Raw genomic sequence first — 23,348 nt, 5'->3', positions numbered from 1 at the left:
CGTGATCAGCCGCTGGAAGCTCAGGCGGGTGAGTAGCGATTCACTAAGGCAACCTCCGAATGCAAATGGACCAAGGTGGAATCTCGGACCTTACATGCAACAACACAACTTAGAATTTCACAGGCGACCGTTTCGCTACGTACACCTCTTGCCACTAAGAGATTTTCCTAGATCAGATACCGCCCCCAATCTGAGTCGAGATCATGCCTTAGCAAATGAGCGTTGGGCCAACAATAGCGGCGAAAGCATCGATTGCGTCTAGGGAGCTTCTGGCGTTGCCCCCAAAGGCATAGTACTTGTCAGATAGAACCCAGCGCGCCCCTGATCGTTACGGCGAGTGAACTCAATCGGATTCAGTACCGCCGCGACATCGGCATCGATCTTTTCGTTTTCGGCCACTACGATCTGCCCGGGTCCGTCCCAGGTAGACAGCCAGCCGTAGAATTTTTCCGTCAAGGTGTGACTCGCCAATGCTCGTTCCGCCTCCATCAACTCAGGGTCAGCATAGGCCTTAAGCGGCGAGTCGATCATCACAACCCCCAGATGGGGATTCCCCCGCTGGAGCGCGTGTTGCATGAGGCCGATCGTCAAGGCTGTCAGGAAAATACCGCGTTTGCCGGCACCATAGCTCAGCCGCGGCCGGTTGTTGATGGTCAGGTCACAAGCCTCGGTATCCAATGACACGTGCTGCACGTCATCGAATCCCCACTCAACTAACAGCGACTGGACGATGTTGGCGACTGCCCCCGCCTGTTCGCTGGCCTCGCGGCTGATCGGAGCCGCCTTTGTCACGCGCATCCCTTTCAGCCGATCAATTTCGCCTTCCAGCCGCGCCTGCTCATCGAAGGCGCTCAACTGCGCCGCGAGCTCGCTACGGCGCAGCGCAAGCTCCTTGGGGTTCCCGGCAAACTCCACCCGCGTGCCGCTGATGCTCTTTGCTTCTTCCTGCTCGAGCCGACCGAGTTCGCCCCGAACTTGACTGGCTTCCTGCCTTGCGTCGGCCAGACGGCTCTCTTCTGTACCAATAGAATGCAACAGACCTGCGCGAAGCCCGGCGATTTTCTCCGCTTCGGCAGCCACCGCTTTACGGTAGCGACCTGGCACCTTATTGCCGAGATCGTGGGAGGCGCCATGTAGCTCGATAGGCGTCGCGCAAAGTGGACACGGAGTGGGGGCGAGCGCCGCAAAATGCGCGACTCCCTCGTTGAGGGCACCGAGGCGCTCCAGATCGCTCACGTATTTCTGATCGAGCAGCTGAAATCGCTCCAGCATCGCCTTGGAGTGATTCACTCGCGTGACATGCCCACGGAGCTCTTCCGCCGACGTCAAGATCTGGCCACGGATGTCTCGCAATTGCGCGGCACGGGCATCGTACTGACGTGTCATGGCCGAGAGCGTCTCGTCCACGCGCTCGATAGCATCTTCGACGTCAGTTCGTTTTGTGTTGGAGTCGACCCCCGCCATCACGCGCTTCAAGGCATCCTGCGCAGAAGTGAGCTGTCCGAAAAGGCGATCCTTTTCGGACTTGGACTGGATGAGCGCCACAGCGGAGTCATCGTTGCCGGTCAAAAAGAGGTGGAAGGCCGCGATACGCTGCGGGCGATCCGAATGGCTCGCGCCACTTGTTGGATCTTCACTAATGACCGTCGGCTGTGAAAGCATGAACCAGTGACGGACGTCGGAGCCTGTGACCGGCCCACGCTTGCTCTTGGATCGCAAAATCTGCTTCTTGCCGGCACCCGAGAGCTCCACCACCAGTTCCGATAGATCGGCTTCAATCTGCTCCATCCCCTCGGGGACGTCTGTCACCATCAATGTATCGATACCTGGACGCTCCGTACCCTCGTCTTCCACTCGGACGGTACGAAGGATGTACGCACCACCGCCGCGTAATGCCCGACGGACGAGATAGGAGTCCTCACCATGAGCGATCTCCAATTCGAGCGTCTCGTACCCATCAGCCTCAGGCAACTCCTTTGGCACCTTGTCGCCACCAAGGAGATACCAAAGGCAGTCTCGAATGTAGGACTTGCCCGTGTCGCTGGGGCCGCGAATCAAGGCACGCAGTGGATCGAACGGAATTTCGGCAATTGGCTTGTTCAGCCCCGTCGCTGCTAATCGGATCAATCGAATCGCCACTGCCCACTCCGTTCCAATGTCAGTCCTTCGAGTTCGGCACCCCAACGGTGCCCTTGCTCCGTAAATTCCTGCGTTAGAGTGTTCGAATCAGCCGCCCCGAAACGCTTTGCCGCCCATTCGCAGCGCTGAAACAAGCGCGTGAAGTAAGGTGCGGCAACCGATCCCACCAGAGTGAGCGCCGCAGGTCCCGCGACATAAGTAACCCCCTGGTCATCCATTTCTGCGGCGACCAATCCGCGGCTACTCATGAGATGCAACCCCTGCTCAATCAGCGTCCGACGACTGAGCAACTCGCTGCCGCGATATGGCACCGGAGTATGCAGGCTATCGGGTCCGCCAAGATCTCCCGAGTACACCACAGCGTAGTCGAGCAGGATCAGCTTCTGCAGATCTGCACCGCCTGGGCGCAGCGCGCTCAGCAAATAGACCATGCGAAAACCCAGTTCGAACGGTGAATTAAACACACGCATGGCGTTACTTCGCGTCATCTGATCCACCTCAGTTTCTTCTCATTCACCAGATGATGGCATGTGCCCGGCAGGTCAGCCCCTCTAAACCGACCATGCAAGGCACTGTCGGTCAACTTCAACGTGGACGCTCGTTCGACAGCCGCGTCGAGGCGATCCAGCCCAATCTTGTTGCGAGGGTGCGACACGGCTGACCGGACGCCTTTCAATACCATTTCGAGAAGGTTGGCAAACTCGTCGCGTTCAAATAGATCGCGGCTGAAGCGTTTCAGGCCTTCGGCGCAATAGAATTCCGCACGACAGTCCTGGAAATGCTCGGCATAGTCGGTTTGCATGAGTTCCTCAACGGAGTGGGCGACGCTACCCTGCTCCAGATACACCGCGAGGAGTTCCGCCACGTAATTAAGCTCTTCGTCTGTTGGCAGTGCCGGCATGGCGGGATCGTCCCCGCGTTCCGGCTCGATGTGGAAGGTCTTGCAGTAAGCAACAGAATTCTTCGCATGCCACGTCAGCAGTTCGCGAAGCAGGCATTCCTCGATGCGAGCAAAGTCGAAGGCGTCGACTACCCCGCGTACCGCCTGTGTCAACTCGCCCACCACGCCTTTCAAGCCAGTCTTCCCGCCAGCCCAGTCGGCCATGAAGCGCGCCTTGAATGCCGCTGGGTTCGCAATCAGATCGTGCAGATCTGGACCGGCATTCTGCGGCGAGCAGACGTAATACCGGCGTGGTGGCGGATACGTGCCGGCAGCAAGATGACAGAAGAACTTCGCGAGTTCGGGAAAGAACTCACTCGGCGAGAGCGGCGATTTGTAATGCTTGGCTTGGTACAGATCCCACTCATATGCAGTGAGGGCTGCAGTGAGTCTGGCTTCCACATCACGGCCGGCGTCGCCCGGTCCGCCGAATCGCTTGACCTGGACGTACGGGCGACCTGCAGCTTCGCGCTGCAGGGTACTGCTCTCGATGAACTGCTCCCACTCCAATGGCGTGAAATGCCGCACCATCAACGACGGCGGCAGCGCGCCAGGCTTGATGACGTATTGATGGGGACGAAGCTGCGACATGGGTGGAAGGAAACAAGAAAGGAGCATTACGCTCGCGCCAGCCGCTATCGAAGTTTCCAACTCCCTCGGCGTTGCGCGCGGTTCGATTGCCCTGCTCACGCGATTGGAGAGGCGTTCCTCTATGCCTCCCGTTACCCGCAGCACGGCTCGGGTGTCATTGTGAATGATCGCGGTCGTGGCGACTCCCCACTCGGAGGGGGATTCCCCTGCTCTTCTAATGATGCTTACAACTCGCGGAGCGGGCGGCAATGATCAGAAAGTCGGACTTTATTCGGCCAGTGATGACACAACCTCCATTACATCGGTGGCGTCGAGTTTCGTCCCATAACGCACTATTATACCGATAACAAACATTATCGATACTGACGTGTTTGTGTGCGAAACTACCGTTCGCAAACTTACGCCTGTCCCATGCCTCGCCCTCCCCTTGTCGCCCTCCCCGGGCTAATCCCCGCTACGGCAACCGTCGCGTTCCCCTCCGCCGATGCGATGGCTGCGTTGCGCGCCTGGTACGAGGGGACGCCTTCACGCATGGCAGTCGAGCGGTTCTGGCCGGGGGCGCTGACTCCCGGTCGTTCTGCACGCGGCGTGATTGGCGAGCTGCGTCGCACCTTGACTGAGTTCGCTCGCGAGCGTCAGCGCGATGACCTCGTTGCGCTCTTCTGTTGCAGCGCCGATCGTCGCAAGGCCTTTGCGGCAGACGTGACGCGAGCCATTGAGGCCCTGCGGCGGTTGCCGCCTGCGGAACCTCAGATCACGGATTTCGTCGACGTGTGGCTGCCCGCGCGGGCGGCTGCTGCCTTGCGCGCGCATGGTCTCAACACCCTTGCGGATCTCACCGTTCGGATTCCGCGGCGCAAGCGTTGGTGGGTCGCCATCGATGGGCTTGGCGCGCGCAGTGCGCAGGCGATCGAGGCTTTCTTTGCGGCGCATCCTCGTTTGACCGAGCGTGCGCGTGCCCTTGTTATGGCGTCGCCGGCGAGCGCATCGGCAGCACCGCGTATCGTCCCTTGGGAAGATATCGTGTTGCCGAAGGAGATCGACGGCTCGCACGGGATCTTCCGCGCTCCACATTCGATGTGCGCGCTCTCTGCGAACAATGATTACGACGCCGTCAAAGCCTGGCTTGCCTTGCATGAGGCTCCGGCTACTGCGCGCGCCTATCGCAAGGAGGCTGAGCGACTGCTGCTGTGGGCGATGCTCGAGCGCAGCAAGCCGCTGTCCTCCCTCACGGCAGAAGACGCTACGGCTTATCGCGCCTTTCTGCGCGCGCCAGCTTCGCGCTGGGTAGGCCCTGCACGTCCGCGTCCTTCGCATGAATGGCGGCCGTTCACGGGCGCCCTCGCTCCGCGGTCGATCGCCTATGCGCTCGGCGTGATCGGCGCGCTTTTCCGTTGGCTGATCGCACAGCGTTACGTGCTGGCGAATCCTTTCGCCGGCCTGAAGGTCCGTGGCGCCCATCGTGCCGCTGACCTTGACGCATCGCGTGCCTTTACCGAAGGGGAATGGGCGCTCGTGCGCGCGCTGGCGGACGGGCTTGAATGGTCGCAAGGCTGGAAGCCGGATGCGGCCACGCGGCTGCGGTTTCTGCTGGATTTCGGTTATGCGACGGGGTTGCGGGCGGCCGAACTGGTTGGCGTGACGCTGGGCGGTATCGAGGTGGGTTCGCGCGGGGAACGCTGGCTGCATCTGATCGGCAAGGGAGAACGCCGTGGCAAGGTGGTGCTGCCCTCGATGGCGAATCAGGCGTTGGAACAATACCTGCTCGTGCGCGGGCTGCCGGTGACGCCTGCGCTATGGGACCGACGCGCGCCGATTCTCGCCAATCTCGAGGATGGGACGCCCATCACGACGCCGCGTCTGCGTGCTGTTCTGCAGCGCTTTCTGGCATTCGCCGCCAAGAGTATCGAGCGCGATCATCCGCCGCTTGCTGACAAGCTGCTCCGCACTACACCGCACTGGCTACGGCATACCCACGCCACGCATGCACTAGCGAACGGCGCATCGCTAACCACCGTCCGCGATAACCTCAGGCACGCATCCATCACCACCACGTCGCGTTACCTGCATGATGATGACCTGCAGCGGAGCAGCCAACTCGAGAAAGCCTTCGCTAAGCGTGACGAACGCGAGCCGTGAGCATGCGATCTATTCCGACGACGACACAGTTTCGTCTTGCTGCCGTCGGGGCAGCGCATTGGGTTGCAAGAGCTTGAGGCGCATACCTTCCAACTTCACGCGAAGCTCGGTGGGCGTGGCGTCGCCCACCTCCTGCATAGCTTCCTCCAGACAGGTTACAAGGCGTGCGGCGACGACTTTGAGATCGGCCACGGCGATCACTGCTTCGAGGACTGCAACCCGAGCGTGAAGCGGCAGTTCCAGACCGGAGGGCAAGGTTAGAGGCGGTTCTGTGTCCATGGATTCGGCAGACGAGCGCTTTTCTATCCAACCGCAGAACACGCGATGGCAGGCTTGGCGACCGCCAATGGTGGTGTACGGGCAGGCTATACATTAAGGCCCGAGACTTACCGCACTCTTACAACCAGTTCGCCCAACTCGCCACCATACCCCTACTCTGCCCTGCTCAAAGGAATATCCCGTGCATAGGGGGAACCAACGTATTAAGGTTGGTCGCGCCTACGTCCAACGCAGCACGAGCGGGTCGAGCCGCCTTGCTATCTGCAGCAACTCCGCTCGCGTGGCCTCTGGCATCGTGGGCATTGGATGGCGCGGCGCGTCCGAAGCGATGATGCCGCCAGCCTTCATCAGAGCCTTTGCCGTCAAGATGCCCCCCTGCCGGTTCTCGTGATTGATCAGCGGCAACCATTGCTGGTAGCGCTCGAACGCCAGATCGGCATTCCCCTCCCGGTGCGCCTCGATGATCGGGCGGATGCCGTCGGGGAAGCCGCCGCCGGTCATGGCACCCGTGGCTCCTGCCTCGAGGTCAGCGAGCAGCGTGATGGCCTCTTCCCCATCCCACGGCCCTTCCACAGCGGCGCCGCCCAAGGCGATTAGCTCCCTGAGCTTGTTCGCCGCGCCGGGCGTTTCGATCTTGAAGTACGACACTTGTTCGATCTCGATCGCCATTCTTGCCAGGAACGATGCCGACAACACCGTGCCGCTCGCCGGCGCATCCTGAATCATGATCGGCGTCTCGATCGCATCGGACAGCTTGGCGAAGAACTCATATATCCGCGGCTCTGGTACCCGGAACGTGGCGCCGTGGTAAGGCGGCATGACCATGACCATCGCGGCGCCGAGCGCCTGGGCTTGCCGGCTTCGCGTGATGCAGATTTGCGTGCTGTAGTGCGTGGTCGTCACGATCACAGGAACTCGTCCAGCGACGTGCTCGAGGATGGTCCGCGTCAGGATGTCCCGCTCGTCGTCCGAGATCGCAAATTGCTCGGAGAAGTTGGCAAGGATGCAAAGCCCATCGGAGCCCGCGTCGATCATGAAGTCGACTGCGCGCTTCTGACTGGCCAGATCAAGCTCACCCGATTCCGTGAATGTCGTGGGCACGACCGGGAAAATGCCGCGATATCGTGGTTCGGGGCCGCGGGGCGCGAGGTTATTGTTCATTTATTCTCCGACGGCGCGACGCGGATCCAGCGCCGCGCGCACGAAAAAGGTCATGACAACCGCGAAGACAAGCATCGCGGCAAGGAAATACAGGCCAGCGGAAATACTGCCCGTGGCATCCTTGATAAGGCCGATGCCGAACGGACCCAAGTATCCACCCAAATTGGCCAACGAGTTGATCGTGGCGATGCCAACCGCAGCACTGGCGCCCGTCAGGAACTGGCCGGGCAGTGCCCACACCACGGCCTGGATCGAATAGATCGAGAACGCCGTCAGGCAGATAAACGCGAATTGCAGGACGGGCGTCTGAAACCATGCGCTGGCGGCCATCGTTACGGCGGCGGCAGCTGAGATCACCACGATATGCCAGTAGCGCTCTCCTTTGCGGTCCGAGTGTCGCGGTACCAGCAATAGCCCCACGACCGCGAACAGATAGGGGACCGCGGAAAGTAGTCCGGTGGTGACATCATTCACGCCGAACTGCTTGATGATGGTGGGCAACCACAATGACAGGCCGTAGATGCTTAGCGGGAACGGGAGGAACAGCAGCGATAGCAGCAGCACGCGCTTATCCTTGAGCGCCGCTAGCGGGTTGCCATGCGACTTGAGCGCGAACGTCTTGCGATCGGCGGACAGTTCCCGTTCGATCCATGCGCGGTCGCCTGGCGCCAGCCACTTCGCGTCGGCCGGCGATTCCGGAATCAGGCGAAGCGTGGGCAAGCACAGCAGTACCGCCGGCAAACCGCTGATGACGAAAAGCGTCTGCCAGTTCGACATCCCGAAAGCGCCAGGCATGGACAAGATCCAGCCCGCTATGGGTCCTGTGACAATCAGCGCAATCGGCTGGGCCAACACCAGCAGGCCGATGATGCGCGCCCGGTGCCGCATCGGAAACCACTTGGTCAGGAAATAGAGGATGCCCGGGTACAGGCCTGCTTCGGCCGCGCCAAGCAGGAAGCGCAGCAGGTAAAAGGTGGTCGCGTTATGGATCAGCGCCATCGCCATCGTGATCACGCCCCAGGTGAACAAGATGCGCGCGAACCAGCGACGCGCACCGAACCTTTCGAGGGCGAGATTGCTGGGCACTTCACACAGAAAATAGCCGATGAAGAATAATCCGGCGCCGAACCCGTAGGCCGCATCACTGAGGCCAATCGCCGCATTCATGTGCAGTTTGGCAAAGCCGACCACGGAGCGATCGATGTAGGCCACGACATAGATCAGCGCCAGGAACGGAAGCAGCTTGCGGATGAGCATGCCGATGATGCGAGACTCCTCGTCGGGCGTTGCCGCCGCGGGCTCGTGTGGCAGCGGTAGCGGTACAGGCCGGCCGACCCCAGCGTTGGATTGGGTGTTCATGTTGGTCTCCTCGTCTTGTAGTTATTGTTGCAATCGATTCAGTGGGAATGCCTTGGTACGTCCGCGCCGCGGCATCCCACAAGAAAGTCGAGATCGCAGCCTTCATCGGCCTGTAGTACGTGTTCGACGTAAAGGCGCTGATAGCCGCCCTGCCCAGCGCGACCATCGGCTTGCGGCGCGCGGAAATTCTCCATGCGGTCGGCCAGCTCCTCTTGCGTGAGGTCGAGGTGCAGTCTGCCGGCTTCGCAATCGAGCTCGATCCAGTCGCCATCGCGCACTGCCGCGAGCGGACCGCCGGCGGCCGCTTCCGGCGCCACGTGCAACACGACCGTGCCGTAAGCTGTGCCGCTCATGCGTGCGTCGGAGATGCGAACCATATCCTTCACGCCCTGGCGCAACAGCTTGGGGGGCAAGCCCATGTTGCCGACCTCAGCCATGCCCGGATAGCCCTTCGGTCCGCAGTTCTTCATGACAAGGATGGAGTCGGCATCCACATCGAGCGACTCGTCAACGATGCGTGCCTTGTAGTGTTCGAGGTTCTCGAAGACGACCGCACGGCCGCGATGCTTGAGCAGCGACGGTGTCGCTGCCGAAGGCTTCAGTACCGCACCACGCGGCGCCAGATTGCCGCGCAGCACGCGGATGCCACCGTCCTGGATCAACGGGTTGTCCAAGGTGCGGATGACCTCGTCATTGAAGTTCGGCGCTTCCTTGACGTTTTCCCACAGCGATTTTCCGTTGACGGTCAGTGCGTCCGGATGCGGCAGGAGGTCAGCCTCACCCAGCCGGCGCAGGACGGCGGGAAGCCCGCCCGCGTAATAGAACTCTTCCATCAGAAAGCGGCCGGACGGCATCAGATCGACAATCGTCGGCGTATCGCGGCCGATGCGCGTCCAGTCCTCCAGCTCCAATGGCACACCAATTCGTCCCGCAATCGCCTTCAGATGGATCACTGCATTGGTGGACCCGCCGATGGCAGCGTTCGCGCGGATAGCATTCTCGAAGGCTTCACGCGTGAGGATCTTCGACAGCGTAAGGCCGGCGTTGGCCATCTCGACAATGCGAATGCCCGACATATGCGCGAGCACGTAGCGGCGGGAGTCCACCGCAGGAATGGCGGCGTTGTGCGGCAGCGTGGTACCGAGCGCCTCGGCCATGCATGCCATCGTGGAGGCGGTGCCCATGGTGTTGCACGTGCCCGCCGAGCGCGACATGCCCGCTTCCGCTGACAGAAAATGGTGCAGATCGATCTCACCGGCCTTCAGAGACTCGTGCAGTTGCCAGACTGCCGTGCCGGAGCCGATGTCCTTGCCATCGAGCTTGCCGTTGAGCATCGGACCGCCACTGACCACGATGGCTGGCACGTCGCAACTGGCGGCACCCATCAATAGCGCAGGCGTCGTCTTGTCGCAACCGGCTAGCAGCACTACGGCATCGATGGGGTTGCCGCGAATCGCCTCTTCAACGTCCATGGCCGCAAGGTTGCGAGTGAGCATCGCGGAAGGCCGCAGGTTCGATTCGCCATTCGAGAAGACGGGAAACTCCACGGGGAATCCGCCGGCTTCGTAAATGCCACGCTTTACGTGCTCCGCGATCTTGCGGAAATGCGCGTTACAGGGTGTCAGTTCCGACCACGTATTGCAGATACCGATGATCGGTCTGCCGTCGAACTCGTGATTCGGTATGCCCTGGTTCTTCATCCAGCTGCGATACATGAATCCGTTTTTGTCGGCGGTGCCGAACCATTGGGCTGAACGGAGCTTGGGCTTTGTTTCCGACATGGATATTCCTGGCGAATTGGGGCGAAGCACGGGGAAGCGCGTGGCCGGGGGCGAGGTTGTCTCCGTAGGCACTGCACCTGAGGTGTGCGCTTTTCTTTTCTCTGGCGGCAGTGTACAAACGCGACGAATATCCTTCTAATGAAGATTCGGGCTGTTGCGATATCGAATTCGACATCAGTAGAAACCCCACCTCGCCCCACCCCAGCTGCCCCATGACCACGTCGCCCTGGTATGTCCGCGCCCGCCTGAAGACCCGCCAGCTCATGCTGATGGTGGCGCTGGCCGAAGAAGGCAATATTCATCGCGCCGCCGAGGCGCTGAATATGACCCAGCCTGCCGCCTCAAAACTTCTGCGCGAGTTGGAGGCGATGCTCGACGTGCCGCTGTTCGAGCGGCTGCCGCGCGGGATGCGGCCCACGCGATACGGGGAAGCTGTGATTCGCCATGCGCGGGCGGTGGTGGGCAGTCTCGATCAGGCGCAGGAAGAAGTCATGGGACTGAAGGCAGGGCAACGTGGACATGTCTCGGTGGGCGTCATCACCTCCGCCGCGGTGACACTGTTACCGCCCGCGATCGCCATGCTCAAGCGGGATAACCCGGGCGTACGCGTATCGCTCGAGATCGAGAACAGCAACGTCCTGTTGGACAGGCTGGCGCAAGAGAAACTGGATCTGGTGATCGGCCGGCTATCCGCGGAACACGACAAACTGCCGTTGCGCTACGAACCGATCTCTGATGAACCCGTGTGCGTGGTCGCTCGGTCCGAACATCCGTTGTTAGGCGGGGAATCGCTATCGCTCGCCAGCGTCGAGAATGCGTCCTGGATTGTCCCGCCCGACGGCACCGTGTTGCGCCACCGCTTCGAGGTGATGTTCAGACGAGCAAGCCTCGTCCCACCGCGCGACATCGTGGAAACCTCCGCCCTGCTCTTTGTGACACGCATGCTCGAATTGAGCGACATGCTCGCTGTGTTGGCGGCCGATGTCGCGGAGTATTACGCGCGGCGCGGCATGCTTCGGATCTTGCCGCTGGAGGTGCCCTGTCACATGGATGACTTTGGCTTGATCACGCGGACCGACCGGCTTTTGTCGCCGGCGGCAGAGCGCATGACAGATGCACTGCGGGCTAGTACGTATGAGGTTTATGGAGTGAGTTGGGGAGAGAAAACTGATGAGCGAATGGCAACATCGTCACCCCCTCTTTAAGAGCCGCCACCGACTACCTAAACGCTCCCCGCGAATTGAGGAGTTTACGAGGAACAACGGAGCCATCGAAACCTATAATGTGACGACTTCGCTTCCGGGCACGGCAGTGGGCCGAGGCACCCGCACATCGCGAGGCATCTCTACTTTTGACGGATGGCACAACTAAGCATCATCGAAGTACTAGGCCGAGCCGAGCAAGGCGTCACGAAGCCGTTTAGGTGTCGTGCGGACGATGGCAACCTCTATTACGTTAAGGGGAAGCACGCCTCGAGACGGAGCCAAATCTGCGAGTGGGTAGCGGGATGCCTAGGGCAGGCTTTTGGCCTGCCACTTCCCCCTTTTGCAGTGCTCGACGTCCCTGACGAGCTTGTTGAAGTACTGCCACCGCACTGGCAAGAACTTGGCTCTGGGCCGGTTTTCGGCTCGCTCGCCCAAGCCCACTCAATCGAGATGACTTGGCCGTTGATTCAGTCGATTCCGTTCCAAGTGCGTTCAGATATACTGGTCTTCGATGCGTGGATCCGGAATGGCGATCGCATCCTCACTGAGCGCGGAGGCAACCCTAATCTTCTCTGGGATTCTGCGGCGGAGAGGGTCGTTGTAATCGATCAGAATCAGGCGTTTGATGCCGACTTCGACCTGGCAAGTTTTCTGGAAGGCCATATTTTTCGCGGCAATTGGTCGGCCATCGTGAGTGACTGCGTTACACGAGCAGAATATGAGCAACGGCTTGAAGAGGTCGCGCCGAGCTTCCTCAAAGCATGTGCCACGGCTCCGCCCGCATGGTGGTGGGTGGATGATGGGGTGGCAACGTCTTTCGCTCAGACGGCGCTGCACGAACAATTGTTAGCTAGCCTTAGCGGCGACAAACTATGGGGAGGGGCGAAATGAAATATGCATGCCAGTACGCGATCATTCGCTTCAGGCCGTACGTCGAAACGGAAGAGTTCGCGAACGTCGGTGTAGTTCTCGCCTGCCCCAAGACTGGTTACTTCGACTATCAGCTCTTGCCTAGGGTGCGTCGAATCAAGGCATTTTTTGAAGAGCTGGATGCGAGTGTCTATCGAACAGCCCGCGAGGCGATGCGTGCCGAATTGGCTCGCATAAAGGAGCTGTTCGAACGCTCGGGGGGAACGGTTCCGCTCGCCACACGTCTGTTCGAAGAACTTGTTCGTCCTCGAGAGTCGATGATCCGATTTGCGGAGGTCCGTGTAATCCTCACGGAGAGCCCTGCTGAGGAACTCGGGCGCGTCTATGAGCACGTCGTCGGCAGATCCTTTGCCACAAAGGTTTACCAAGAGCAAATCATCGAGAAGCATATAAAGGGTATGCTGCGCGCGGCGGATCTATCAGCGCTGTTCAAATCGCGCAAGCTAGGAAACGATGCCTACCACGCAACGTTTCCTCTCGTCCGAGTAGACCGAGACGATGTTCCCGTACAGGCAATAAAGCCATTGCATCTTGCCCATGACGACGCTTCCGCCATCTTTGACCACGGATGGGAGTGGCTCGGTAAGGTCAAGAGATTGCACAGTGAAGGCCTGTTGCCGAAGCAAGTCATGTTCGCCGTGAATGCTCCCGCCGCTGACGATGCACTGCTGGCGCGGACATACACAGATGTCATTTCGGAACTAAGCCGCGCGCCCAACACGTCCGTAGCCTCATATGAGGATGCAGCGGCAATCATGAAGTTCGTAAAGCATTGACTCAAAGCCCGCTAACGCGGGCTTTTTTGTGGATATCGGCATCCACCTGGCCCGCATCAGCTACGATGGTCTGGTCTGCATCCGAATGGACAACCATTGAGTGAAGATGATCACTTGACACTCGGATCGACAAGGCACGCGTCAATTAACCCAGCTAGCTGCGGAGCGGCGCGACCCGCCAATGTTGCTTCGTTCGCCCCCTCTCGAAAAGGGCACACGCATCGCCACTCCCTGGTCAGCTTTTTTGCAGGCTTTGTTTGCGCCCCCCCTCTACGGCGCTAGCAAGCCCACCGATCACTACGTTGGTCGCCCAGCGCCTTCCCAATCTGCAATTTCTATGGGCACAGTCCAATCATCTGTAGAAGCGCCGCCAACCCCGGTTCAACGCGGGCGATACGCTGGAGTGCCGCACTGTCGATGATTTCTGCAAGCTCCTGCGCGGCCATGTTCTTCTGATACAGCGGCCATTCTTTCGTCAGAGCGCGCTCCGCGGCGACCGTGGTTGGTGGCCGATGGGCATGGCATTGCTCGATATGTCGAAGGAGCAATGCCTCGTGACATGGGTCTTGCCAAATGAAATGGAATCCGCCGTCGGCGGCCATCTTTTCGGCTTGTCTATCGCGGTCTGGGGCGCGGCCCAAAATGTCGCAATCGAGAAGGATGAACTTGGCGATGAAGCTATCTCTGCCGCGTTGTTGCTCTTGTCGCAGAGCCTTCGCAGCCGCCTCTACAATTGCCAGCGGGTCTCCGCCGTTGAGTACCGGGCTCACGAGATGGTAGGCGGCCTTGATCCCCAACAGTCGCTGCAACACCGTCACGTAGCTGCGCTCACTTTCGCCCTCACATCCTACGAACACGCGCTTTCTTTGAACTAGCTGTTGGCGCATGGTCAGCCAAGGTTTGGGACGGCGCCGTAGACGCCGCCCATGTACTTGCGGTAGTAGTTATCGACGCGTCGTACACCCTGAATGTTGCTCAGGCCATAGACGGTCGTCGCGCCATCTTTGTCTTTTTCGCAGAAATAGATCTCCTCTTTCGCCAGGCTTTCAAGAAGCGAAACACTTTGGCAGCTGATCCACAGCTGAGCGTCGTGAGGGTTGCGTTCGGGGTCGTAGAACCAGCGCAAAATCTCTGGAAGCACCAATGGGTGAATGGCAAGGTCCAGTTCGTCGATGACCGCGACCCCGCCCTGCTCTAGCGCGACCGCTATGAGCGGATAGATTTGCAGGAATTGGCGGGTACCGTGGCTTTCCAGTTGCAGAGGCACGGGCCGGACTAGACCTTCGTGCTCGAACAAAGCCTTGGGTCCATCGTTCGCCAAGGTCACGGACATCGATCGGATGCCGAGGTCGATACGCGTCAGGTCCTTGTTGACACTACTCAGCATGCCGGGGTTCTCGTGGTAGAGCCGCACCATCGTCGAATCGTCGATGACGGTCTTTTCGATGAAGATGTTGGAGAAGATCTGTGCAGCGGCATTTCGCAGCATCAGTGCGGGCTTGTGTTCCAGCTGCGCCAGTGTTGCTACGACGCTGGCGTTGTCGCGCAGGATTTTCTTCAGCACGCTTCCATGGCCCGAGAATTGGAAGTCTTTTCCAGCGACCACGTCTGACTGTTTTCGCTCGAATAGTCTTACCTTCCGCGTAGAGGATGCGGGCCAGTAGAACAGCGACTCGGCCAATACGACTCGGCGTTGGTTCAGCGACTGGAACTGGACTTCGTAGAAATAGCGGCACTCTTCCACTTCGGCGTTCCCGCCGATGGCGGCAGCAATGTCGGCGGGGCCACTGAAATAAACGGCGATCCTCGTTGGGCGAGCGCTATGTTCTGCGGTCCATGACGGCTCGGCCGGGATGACTGCGTCAGGGGCCAGTTGGAAGCTGTGCTGGGTGAACCAGCGGAGGAGCGCCAGGGCCCTGAGCACAGTGGACTTGCCTGAAGCGTTCGGGCCGAAGAACGCTACGACCTTCGGAATCCTTTCCTTTGCTCCGCGCCATGCAGGCGCAAATCGCTCCGGTGTGTCGTCCACATTGGCAGCCACGCGCAAGTCAATGATCTGCGCGTCGCGAATGGACATGTAGTTCTCGATCTCAAGATGACTTAGCATGGCGGGAATGGCTCGGGGCGGAAGTTTTTGCGCGTCTACGAAGTAATTCGACATTTTTTTGTCGAAATTGTTCGCTCATCTTAACGTGAGAGTTCCGAGCAGGCAAATCGGGAGGCGAATGGCGTAGCGGCGAACGCCCACAATGCGCTCATTAATGCACTTTATGGGGTGGGGCGAAGCGCTAGAGGGCGATAAGGGAGGACAAGTGGAAGCCCCGCGCGATTGTTCGCGCGGGGCTGCAAAGGCGATATCAGTCGGTGGCTATGCCCGCGCTCCTCGCCCCTTCACCAACCCCTCCAGCGCCTCCGGCTTGATCAACTCCAATCCACGCACCGCGTTGAAGCCGTGGATTTCCTTTACGTCGAGTTTGCGCATGTACGCGATGGTCCCCGGTGTGATCACCTGCCCTGGCACCATGATTGGAAATCCCGGCGGATACGGAATCACGAACTTGGCGGATACCAGTTCTGGACCATCAGCCAGTCGCTGGTCGATACGCGGATCGTCCAGTCGGATGCATTCGCAACACTCGGGGCGATAGGCCAGGTAGTACGCGGTCCGCATGTCGCCTTCCGGCGTGTTGCTTTGCGGATCGTTGCGCAGGGCGTCGTGGAAGCGGCTGAAATCTGGCAGGTCTGGCACGTCCTCTACCAATGCCTTCACGCGCGCGGCAAACGAAGCACGCTCGGCCTCGCCGCCCTCTTCCAACCTGCGGTCCAGTTCGCGCGACAGGTCGGTCAGGGCCTTGACCAGGTGCGCCAGGTCGCTGCGCGTGTTGTTGATGTTGATCTGCACCAGCACGCTGTTGCGCGACGTCTTGTTGATCTGGATGTCGAACTTCTCCGCCAGCAGCCCCTTGAACTGCGTACCGTCGTAGCCCGCGCCGCCGCATAGCAGCGTGATGCGCGTGGGGTCGAGGAAGAATTCGTCCTCGCGCAAGGCCTGCGCGGTGTCGGCCACGGTCTTGCCGGGCTCGGCATAGTCGGCGAAGCCCGAGATCCGGTACGGTTCGGGGATCATCTCGGCCGGAGTGGCGGCACGGAAGTACTTCGAGATCAGCGGATGCTGGTTGATCTCCTGGCGCAGCTCTATGGCCAGTTGCAGCGCGCGCTGAACCAGTTCGTATCCTTCGAGCTCCATCTGCCGGCGGGCGAGATCGATCGAGGCGATGATCTGCAGGTTTGGCGATGTGGAAGTGTGGGTGAAGAAGGCCTCCTTGAACGGTGCCTCCACGGTGTGAAAATCCTGATCGGCAACGACAATGATCGAGCCCTGCCGCAGCGCCGACATGGATTTGTGGACCGAGTCCGTCTCATACACGCGGACGCGCGTGCGCTCGGGGTCGGGCAGCAGTTCCATGTCCAGCAGCCGCGGGTCGGTGTTGGGCAGATCCTTCACCGATGCCCGGAACGCGTCGTAGCGCTCGCGATAGGCGGGGTCCGCCATCATCGTCCGCACCTTGGCCGCGGCCCCCATGGCGGTGCGCATGCGCAGGAACGGCGAGAAACGCGCGTAGCCGTACCACGCCTCATCCCATAGGAAGATCAGATCCGGCTTGATGGCCAGGCATTCCAGCATCGTGCGCCGTACATTTGCGATATGTCCGTCGAACGTGCAATTGGTCAGCACCAGCATCCGCGCACGATCGAGCTTGCCTTCGGCTTTGAGTGCGAGCAACGCCTGCTTGATTGGCCGAATCGCGAGGCTGCCATACATCGAGTACTGCGTCAGCGGATAAGCGTCGATATACAGCGGCTGCGCGCCCGCCAGCACCACGCCGTAGTGGTGCGACTTGTGGCAGTCGCGATCGATCAGCACGATGTCGCCCGGCGATAGCAATGCCTGATGTACGATCTTGTTCGCCGTGGAGGTGCCGTTCGTGACGAAGAAACTGCGATCGCCGCCGAATGCGCGCGCGGCCTTGTCCTGCGCCTTCTTGATATTGCCGGTGGGCTCGAGCAGGCTGTCCAGGCCCCCTGTCGTAGCGGACGACTCGGCGAGGAACAGGTTCGCGCCGTAGAACTCGCCCATATCGCGAATCCAGTTCGACTTGAAAATCGATTTCCCGCGCGCCACCGGCAATGCGTGGAACGTGCCGATCGGGCGCTGCGCGTAGCGCTTGAGATTGTCGAAATACGGTGTCTCGTAGCGGTCCTTGACGCCGTCAAGCACCGCCAGATGGACCTCCATTGGTTCCTCTGCGCCATAGAAAATGCGCCGCAGCGGCGCGGCGGCCTCGGAACCCGCCAGGTGTCCCACGTCGCGATCGGTCGATAGATAAACGTCGAGCTCCGGCCGCAGATGTCGCAGCAATCGTGCAAGCGACACCCCGGTATCGTCGATCCCCTGTCGTGTGCCCACCGGCGTATTGCGCGTAATGATCTCGCGCAGTTCAGGCGAGGTATGGGCGGAGGCAAAAGGAAAACCATCGACGATGACCACGGCCTGCAGGTTGAAGTTGAAGATGGTGGCCAGCAACGCGTCTTCGAACGTCCCCACGACCACCGGCTCATAGACGAACGGATCGTCGTCGCGGCGCAGCAGCCGGAACGACGCGCAGAGGTCTTCCCACGCGGAGCGCTCGCCCGGCGACACGATCAGCACCTCGAAATAGGGCTTGCGGCTCTGCCCGTGGCCGATCGATGGCGGCAGGAAATCGGGAAGCCGGGTCTCTCCTTCCTCGTCCGCCAGCCAGGCATCGCGTTGGTCGCGATAGCTGTTGGAAAGCAGCGCGTTGCTGACGCGGCCGACCAGCCGCGTCAACGCATTCCAGTCCTGTTGCGCCAGTCTTGCTTCCACCTGCCCAAACAGCCGCGGGCCCGGATAGCCGTTGATGTGCTCGAGGGGACGGAGCTCGTCGATCACGGCGCGTGCCTGTGCGATGCAATCGTCGGCGGCAGACGTTCCAGCACCCATCGCACGGCTGATGCGGTGCAGCGTGCGCCAGCGGTCGATACGCCCTTCCGACGCGGCAAGAAACTGATGAAGACCGCGCCGCTCCGGTTGAATCCGGTCCTGTTCCATGGATGGCCTCCGTATGCAAAGGGGTCCGGTTTCGGATATCCCTCCTCAATGTGGACCGTGTTGCGACGCTTGCCATTGGACCTTGGACTCATTAGCCCTTTAGGCCAATTGAGCGTCACGCGGTTACGACCTACGTTGACTATCGGGAAAATGTGCGACGCGAGCCCGCGCCGCGCCATGTCTACGACTGGAGACGCGTGATGACCAAACGGGATACATCGACACTGGCGAGCCTCTCGCCGTTCGAACTGAAGGACGAACTCATCAAGCTGGCCGGCAGCGTGTCGAACCGGCTGATGCTCAATGCCGGCCGCGGCAATCCGAACTTCCTTGCGACCATTCCGCGTCATGGTTTCTGGCAGCTTGGCCTGTTCGCGATGGTGGAATCGGAGCGCTCGTTCTCGTATCTGTCACCCGGCATCGGCGGCTTCCCGCGTCGAGCCGGCATCGAGGAACGCTTCGACCTGTTCACGCGCGCACATCACGATGTGCCGGGCGTCAGCTTTCTGGCCGGTGCCGTCTCTTATGTGCGCGACCAGCTCGGCCTGGACGGCGGCGACTTCCTGTACGAAATGTGCGAAGGCATTCTGGCCTGCAACTATCCCGTGCCGGATCGCATGCTCAGGCTGTCGGAGAAGATCGTCAAACAGTACATTCGGCGCGAGATGATCGGCACGCATCCGTTTGTGGGCGACTTCGACCTTTATGCCGTCGAAGGCGGCACGGCCGCGATGACTTATCTGTTCTCCTCGATGCGCACCAATCACCTGCTCAAGGCGGGCGATGTGATCGCGCTCGGCAAGCCGATCTTTACGCCCTATATCGAGATTCCCGAGCTCGCCGAGTACCAGTTGCATGAGATCGCCATCGATGCGGACCCCGCCAACGGCTGGCAGTACTCCAAGAAAGAACTGGACAAGCTGCGCGACCCCAAGGTCAAGGCGTTCTTCCTCGTCAATCCCAGCAATCCGCCATCGGTGCGCGTGAGCGACGAGAGCCTTGCCTACATCGCCGAGATCGTGAAGGAGCGGCCCGACCTGATCCTGCTGACCGACGACGTGTATGGCACGTTTGCCGACAACTTCGTCTCGCTGTTCGCGATGTGCCCGTACAACACGATCCTCGTGTACTCGTACTCGAAGTATTTCGGCGCGACCGGCTGGCGGCTCGGCGTGATTGCGACGCACAAATCCAATCTGCTCGACGATGCGATCGCGAAGCTGCCGAAGGCGGAAGCAGCCAGCCTGAACAAGCGCTATTCCTCTATCACCACCGCGCCCGAGAAGCTGCTGTTTATCGACCGCGTCGTCGCCGATAGCCGCACCGTGGCGCTCAATCACACCGCTGGTCTGTCCACCCCGCAGCAGGTCCAGATGGTGCTGTTCTCGTTGTTCTCGCTGATGGACACGGCCGAGACCTACAAGAAGACCATGAAGCAGCTGATCCGCAGCCGCAAGGCGGCGCTCTACCGCGGTATGGGCGCGGCGGCAGAGGCAGCGGACGCAAACGCCGTGGACTACTACACGCTGCTCGACGTGGAGCAACTCAGCCGCGAAGTGGGACCCGAGTTCGTGAAGTGGCTGCTCGATACGATCCAGCCGCACGAGCTGCTGTTCCGACTGGCCGAGGAAGCGGGCGTGGTGCTGCTGCCCGGCGGCGGCTTTGGGACGCGTCATCCGTCGGGGCGCGTGTCGCTGGCCAATCTCAACGAGGAGGATTACGTCAAGATCGGCCGCTCGGTCCGCAAGCTGCGCGACGAATACCTGGAACGCTATCACGCATCGCATGGCAAGGGCTCCAAGTCGAAGAAATGAAGACCGCCTGAGCCACGCCTGAAGCGATCAGATATAACAACACCGAGGTGAGATCATGACCTGGTTCGTCAACACGCTGCGCGCCTACCCCGAGATTTCGATTTTTCTTGCCTTGGGCATTGGCTATTGGGTGGGCGGCAAGAGCTTCAAGGGTTTCAGCCTGGGCGCGGTGACGGCGACGTTGCTCGTGGCCATCGTCATCGGTATTCTCGGCGTGAAGATCTCCGCGAACGTGAAATCGGTCTTCTTCCTGATGTTCCTGTTCGCGGTGGGCTATGGCGTGGGGCCACAGTTCGTGCGCGGCATTGCGAAGGATGGCGTGCCGCAGGCCATCTTCGCGGTGGTCATGGCGCTGCTGTCGCTGGGGGCCGCCGTTGCAGCCGCAATGCTCGCCGGTTATGACCTTGGATCGGCAGCCGGTCTGTTTGCCGGCTCGCAGACCATCTCCGCGTCGATGGGGCTTGCCACGGACGCCATCAACCGGCTGGGTCTGCCGCCAGACGAAGCCAAGGTACTGCTGGACGGGATGCCGATCGCCTATGCAGTGACCTATATCTTCGGCACGGTCGGTTCGGCCATCATCCTCGCGCAGATCGGGCCCAAGCTGCTGGGCATCGATCTGCCGGCAGCATGCAGGGATTACGAGAAGATGCTTGGCGCCGGCGGCGGTGCTGACGGCGCGACCGAGTGGCACGATTTCGAAGTACGGGCCTATTCGGTGGCGCCCAACAGCCCATTCATCGGCAGGCCGATCGGCGAGATCGAGGCGGGTACGCACGACGGCGTGCGGGCGTTCGTCGAGCGCATTCGCCGCAACGGCAAGATCATGGAGGTGGAACTGGATACACGCATCGAGGCGAACGACATCGTGGCAATCGGGGGCAAGCGTGACCAGATGATCCTGCGGCTGGGACCCAGCGGCCGCGAGGTACAGGATGCGGAACTGCTCGACATTCCCACGGAAGGCGTCGACATCTACATCACCAACAAGGAGGTCGACGACAAGCCGCTCGACGAGCTCGCGCGCTGGCCTGGCGCACGCGGTGTCTTTCTCAGGAAGATCAAGCGGGGACCGACCGAGACCGTGATCCCGGTGCTACCGAAGACCAAGCTGTATCGCGGTGATGTGATCACGGTGGTGGGTCGCACGCAGGACATCAATGCCGCGGCACGGCACATCGGATATGTCGATCGCCCCACGACGGTGACCGACGTCGCCTTCGTATCGTTGGCCATCTTTGTTGGCGCGATGATCGGCGCCGTGGTGATCAACGTGTCAGGTATCCCGTTGACGATCTCGACTGCCGGGGGCGCGCTGATCGCCGGCATCGTGTTCGGCTGGTTTCGCGCGATCCACCCGACCTTTGGGCGCATTCCGGAACCGACCTTGTGGTTCATGAACTCGGTTGGGCTCAATATGTTTATCGCGGTGGTCGGTATTTCCGCGGGGCCAGGCTTTGTGGCCGGTTTGCAGAAGCTCGGTATCAGCCTGTTCCTGTGGGGCATCTTCGCCACCGCCGTGCCGCTACTTATCGGCATGTTGCTTGCGAAATTCGTGTTCCGTTTTCATCCGGCGCTGATCCTCGGCATCTGCGCGGGTGCGCGCACGACGACGGCTGCGCTCGGGATGGTGTGCGAAGCGGCGAAGAGTCAGGTACCGGGTCTTGGCTACACCGTGACCTATGCGGTGGGCAACACGCTGCTGACGATCTGGGGCATGGTGATCATCATGATTCTCTCGTAGTCCGCCGCCAGCGCGCCGCGACGACGAGCGCGGCGCCAGCCAGCGCGATCACGATGCAGCCCAGCAGCCATTCGCTCGCCGGCACGGTCACCAGATAGCGCGTGGGCGAGTCCGACACCTTGAACATCTGCACTTCCAGACCGAGCGCCACTCTGATCAGATTGATCTTCTCGGGCATCTTGCCGCTGGGGTCGCTGAAGAACAGGCCCAACGCGGCCAGCGCGAGCGCCCCACCCATCAACCACACGCCGATTCTGTACATGGTGTGTCTGCCCCCCTCGTTACCGGTGCGGTCGGGTCAGTCCTTGAGCATGGTTTTTTTCCAACTGAGATCCGGCTGCTGGCAATACCAGCCCTTCCAGCGTTCCGATTTCCGCCCCTCCTGCCGAAACTCCGTCTGCACCTGCCGGCAGCGCTGCCCCGCCTCGGTGCGGGTCTTGAGCGGCGTGATCGTGCCCTCCGTTACCTTGCCGGCGTTGTTGGGCGGCAGCTTGATCGGCACGGTGGTCCCGTCCTCCGATTCGCTCATGACACGCCCAAACGTACTGACCAGTTCGTCGGTGCCGGCCTTGCCCAGCGTGCCGACGATGGTTTGGTTAAGAAAATGATCGAAGTAGGCATGCGCCGGCCATGAGATCGTCATTGCCGCGACGGCGGTCACGGCCCACCCTTTCACAAACTGCTTCACGTTGCGCTCCCCCTCAAACTCCCGCTACTTGGCGGTGCCCGGCTCCACCGAGATGGCGACAGCCTCCGTGTAGACGGCCTGTACGCGGTCGCCACGCTTCACGTCCTGCATCTGTGCAGGGTCCTCGACGTGCAGATCCAAGACCTGTCCGCGCGGGCCCTTCACCGTCACGATTTGCGCATCCTTGTTGACGGAGACCACCTCCGCTACCACCGTCACTTCGCGGCCCATCGTGCCGCCGGGCTTGGCGCCCGGCTGCGCCCGATCCGCAATCTCACGCTCCTTCATGCTCAGTTCGCCCTTGCCCTTCTTCAGGCTGACCGTCAATGCTTCCTGGTAGGTCACGGTCACCTTGTCGCCCACGCGAAGTTGTTCGAAGTTGCGGGCTTCCGGGCCGACGGTCATGTCCGTCACGCGCCCCTGCGGTGTTTTGAGTGTGATCCTGCGATTCGGGGCGTCGATCGCGGTAATGGTGGCCGTGCCTGTCGCGGTCGCTTTGGCGGTGGTCTGCCCTGGCGTCCGCGTCACGTCGGCTTTGACATCGGGCTGCGCCGTCGCCACGCCGGGCACCGCGAACCAGATGGCCACGGCCAGTGCTGGCCCGATATAGCGGCGTACATAACCGCGTACATAGCGCGATGTGGGTTGTGAACATTGTTCGCTCGGCATAC

At 60.8% G+C, this 23,348-nt stretch carries 19 protein-coding genes; 6 read left to right on the top strand and 13 right to left on the bottom strand.

The genetic code is table 11. The features are described 5' to 3' along the window. Positions 1-258 precede the first annotated feature (258 nt). From LDO41_RS04280 to LDO41_RS04270, 3 genes are read right to left on the bottom strand one after another with little or no spacing between them, the layout of a single operon-like run. On the bottom strand, positions 259-2,139 hold the full coding sequence (locus LDO41_RS04280) for a hypothetical protein (RefSeq protein ID WP_223982272.1): 1,881 nt from the start codon (positions 2,137-2,139) through the stop codon (positions 259-261). Next, positions 2,124-2,627: an ABC-three component system middle component 2 gene (locus tag LDO41_RS04275; protein ID WP_223982392.1), complete on the bottom strand. Its 504-nt coding sequence runs from the start codon at positions 2,625-2,627 to the stop codon at positions 2,124-2,126. Before LDO41_RS04275 ends, LDO41_RS04280 begins: the two co-directional genes overlap by 16 nt. Next, entirely contained in the window at positions 2,624-3,670 is a 1,047-nt protein-coding gene (locus LDO41_RS04270; RefSeq protein ID WP_223982270.1) for an ABC-three component system protein, read from the bottom strand. Before LDO41_RS04270 ends, LDO41_RS04275 begins: the two co-directional genes overlap by 4 nt. Positions 3,671-4,081: 411 nt before the next feature. On the opposite strand from LDO41_RS04270, the gene LDO41_RS04265 reads away from it, so the two are divergent. Next, a complete protein-coding gene (locus LDO41_RS04265; protein WP_223982267.1) occupies positions 4,082-5,809 on the top strand; it encodes a phage integrase family protein in 1,728 nt (575 codons plus the stop codon). A 9-nt stretch (positions 5,810-5,818) separates the two neighbouring features. On the opposite strand, the gene LDO41_RS04260 is transcribed toward LDO41_RS04265, so the two are convergent. From LDO41_RS04260 to LDO41_RS04245, 4 genes are all read right to left on the bottom strand, one after another. After that, positions 5,819-6,088, bottom strand: coding sequence for a hypothetical protein (locus LDO41_RS04260; protein WP_223982265.1), 270 nt, complete (start codon positions 6,086-6,088; stop codon positions 5,819-5,821). 219 nt (positions 6,089-6,307) lie between these two features. Continuing rightward, positions 6,308-7,249 (bottom strand): dihydrodipicolinate synthase family protein, encoded by a 942-nt coding sequence (locus tag LDO41_RS04255; protein ID WP_223982262.1) that lies wholly within the window; start codon positions 7,247-7,249, stop codon positions 6,308-6,310. Further along, the gene (locus tag LDO41_RS04250; protein ID WP_290370858.1) at positions 7,250-8,608 is read right to left on the bottom strand and encodes an MFS transporter; all 1,359 of its coding nucleotides are present in this window, start codon (positions 8,606-8,608) and stop codon (positions 7,250-7,252) included. Between the two features lie 38 nt (positions 8,609-8,646). Next, positions 8,647-10,389 (bottom strand): IlvD/Edd family dehydratase, encoded by a 1,743-nt coding sequence (locus tag LDO41_RS04245; protein WP_223982259.1) that lies wholly within the window; start codon positions 10,387-10,389, stop codon positions 8,647-8,649. A gap of 212 nt (positions 10,390-10,601) precedes the next feature. Between LDO41_RS04245 and LDO41_RS04240 the strand changes: the two genes are divergently transcribed. The 3 genes from LDO41_RS04240 (at position 10,602) to LDO41_RS04230 (ending at position 13,300) form a co-directional block, all read left to right on the top strand. Further along, positions 10,602-11,594 carry a LysR substrate-binding domain-containing protein gene (locus LDO41_RS04240; protein WP_223982256.1) on the top strand — a complete coding sequence of 331 codons (993 nt, stop codon included), beginning with the start codon at positions 10,602-10,604 and terminating at the stop codon, positions 11,592-11,594. A 153-nt stretch (positions 11,595-11,747) separates the two neighbouring features. Next, entirely contained in the window at positions 11,748-12,485 is a 738-nt protein-coding gene (locus LDO41_RS04235) for a HipA family kinase (protein WP_318036268.1), read from the top strand. Next, entirely contained in the window at positions 12,482-13,300 is an 819-nt protein-coding gene (locus LDO41_RS04230) for a DUF3037 domain-containing protein (RefSeq protein ID WP_223982250.1), read from the top strand. Before LDO41_RS04235 ends, LDO41_RS04230 begins: the two co-directional genes overlap by 4 nt. A 335-nt stretch (positions 13,301-13,635) precedes the next feature. On the opposite strand, the gene LDO41_RS04225 is transcribed toward LDO41_RS04230, so the two are convergent. The 3 genes from LDO41_RS04225 to LDO41_RS04215 form a co-directional block, all read right to left on the bottom strand. Then, positions 13,636-14,187, bottom strand: a complete 552-nt coding sequence (locus LDO41_RS04225) for an RloB family protein (protein ID WP_223982248.1) — start codon at positions 14,185-14,187, stop codon at positions 13,636-13,638. A gap of 2 nt (positions 14,188-14,189) precedes the next feature. Further along, entirely contained in the window at positions 14,190-15,461 is a 1,272-nt protein-coding gene (locus LDO41_RS04220; protein WP_223982246.1) for an AAA family ATPase, read from the bottom strand. A 207-nt stretch (positions 15,462-15,668) separates the two neighbouring features. After that, positions 15,669-18,431: an aminotransferase class I/II-fold pyridoxal phosphate-dependent enzyme gene (locus tag LDO41_RS04215; protein ID WP_223982243.1), complete on the bottom strand. Its 2,763-nt coding sequence runs from the start codon at positions 18,429-18,431 to the stop codon at positions 15,669-15,671. A 200-nt stretch (positions 18,432-18,631) separates the two neighbouring features. On the opposite strand from LDO41_RS04215, the gene LDO41_RS04210 reads away from it, so the two are divergent. After that, complete coding sequence (locus LDO41_RS04210) at positions 18,632-20,245, top strand: bifunctional aspartate transaminase/aspartate 4-decarboxylase (RefSeq protein ID WP_223982241.1); 1,614 nt, start codon at positions 18,632-18,634, stop codon at positions 20,243-20,245. Positions 20,246-20,300: 55 nt separating this feature from the next. After that, a complete protein-coding gene (gene aspT, locus LDO41_RS04205) occupies positions 20,301-21,989 on the top strand; it encodes an aspartate-alanine antiporter (protein WP_223982239.1) in 1,689 nt (562 codons plus the stop codon). On the opposite strand, the gene LDO41_RS04200 is transcribed toward aspT, so the two are convergent. The 3 genes from LDO41_RS04200 to LDO41_RS04190 are packed head-to-tail and all read right to left on the bottom strand — an operon-like array spanning position 21,973 to position 23,346. Then, the gene (locus LDO41_RS04200) at positions 21,973-22,251 is read right to left on the bottom strand and encodes a hypothetical protein (protein ID WP_223982237.1); all 279 of its coding nucleotides are present in this window, start codon (positions 22,249-22,251) and stop codon (positions 21,973-21,975) included. The genes aspT and LDO41_RS04200 overlap by 17 nt on opposite strands. Positions 22,252-22,287: 36 nt before the next feature. Next, a complete protein-coding gene (locus LDO41_RS04195) occupies positions 22,288-22,677 on the bottom strand; it encodes a hypothetical protein (RefSeq protein ID WP_223982235.1) in 390 nt (129 codons plus the stop codon). 24 nt (positions 22,678-22,701) lie between these two features. Continuing rightward, positions 22,702-23,346 carry a hypothetical protein gene (locus tag LDO41_RS04190; RefSeq protein ID WP_223982232.1) on the bottom strand — a complete coding sequence of 215 codons (645 nt, stop codon included), beginning with the start codon at positions 23,344-23,346 and terminating at the stop codon, positions 22,702-22,704. Positions 23,347-23,348: the final 2 nt, after the last annotated feature.

It is taken from the genome of Cupriavidus pampae (assembly GCF_914271485.1).
GTDB lineage: Bacteria > Pseudomonadota > Gammaproteobacteria > Burkholderiales > Burkholderiaceae > Cupriavidus > Cupriavidus pampae.
Note: the sequence above shows the minus strand (reverse complement) of the source record. Positions and strands in the feature narration are given on the sequence as shown.

Excerpts from the sequence above, each read along its gene's own strand:
- LDO41_RS04275 (WP_223982392.1), bottom strand. The coding sequence starts at position 2,627 with ATGACGCGAAGTAACGCCATGCGTGTGTTTAATTCACCGTTCGAACTG.
- LDO41_RS04270 (WP_223982270.1), bottom strand. The coding sequence starts at position 3,670 with ATGTCGCAGCTTCGTCCCCATCAATACGTCATCAAGCCTGGCGCGCTG.
- LDO41_RS04265 (WP_223982267.1), top strand. The coding sequence starts at position 4,082 with ATGCCTCGCCCTCCCCTTGTCGCCCTCCCCGGGCTAATCCCCGCTACG.
- LDO41_RS04260 (WP_223982265.1), bottom strand. The coding sequence starts at position 6,088 with ATGGACACAGAACCGCCTCTAACCTTGCCCTCCGGTCTGGAACTGCCG.
- LDO41_RS04255 (WP_223982262.1), bottom strand. The coding sequence starts at position 7,249 with ATGAACAATAACCTCGCGCCCCGCGGCCCCGAACCACGATATCGCGGC.
- LDO41_RS04250 (WP_290370858.1), bottom strand. The coding sequence starts at position 8,608 with ATGAACACCCAATCCAACGCTGGGGTCGGCCGGCCTGTACCGCTACCG.
- LDO41_RS04245 (WP_223982259.1), bottom strand. The coding sequence starts at position 10,389 with ATGTCGGAAACAAAGCCCAAGCTCCGTTCAGCCCAATGGTTCGGCACC.
- LDO41_RS04240 (WP_223982256.1), top strand. The coding sequence starts at position 10,602 with ATGACCACGTCGCCCTGGTATGTCCGCGCCCGCCTGAAGACCCGCCAG.
- LDO41_RS04235 (WP_318036268.1), top strand. The coding sequence starts at position 11,748 with ATGGCACAACTAAGCATCATCGAAGTACTAGGCCGAGCCGAGCAAGGC.
- LDO41_RS04230 (WP_223982250.1), top strand. The coding sequence starts at position 12,482 with ATGAAATATGCATGCCAGTACGCGATCATTCGCTTCAGGCCGTACGTC.
- LDO41_RS04225 (WP_223982248.1), bottom strand. The coding sequence starts at position 14,187 with ATGCGCCAACAGCTAGTTCAAAGAAAGCGCGTGTTCGTAGGATGTGAG.
- LDO41_RS04220 (WP_223982246.1), bottom strand. The coding sequence starts at position 15,461 with ATGTCGAATTACTTCGTAGACGCGCAAAAACTTCCGCCCCGAGCCATT.
- LDO41_RS04215 (WP_223982243.1), bottom strand. The coding sequence starts at position 18,431 with ATGGAACAGGACCGGATTCAACCGGAGCGGCGCGGTCTTCATCAGTTT.
- LDO41_RS04210 (WP_223982241.1), top strand. The coding sequence starts at position 18,632 with ATGACCAAACGGGATACATCGACACTGGCGAGCCTCTCGCCGTTCGAA.
- aspT (WP_223982239.1), top strand. The coding sequence starts at position 20,301 with ATGACCTGGTTCGTCAACACGCTGCGCGCCTACCCCGAGATTTCGATT.
- LDO41_RS04200 (WP_223982237.1), bottom strand. The coding sequence starts at position 22,251 with ATGTACAGAATCGGCGTGTGGTTGATGGGTGGGGCGCTCGCGCTGGCC.
- LDO41_RS04190 (WP_223982232.1), bottom strand. The coding sequence starts at position 23,346 with ATGCCGAGCGAACAATGTTCACAACCCACATCGCGCTATGTACGCGGT.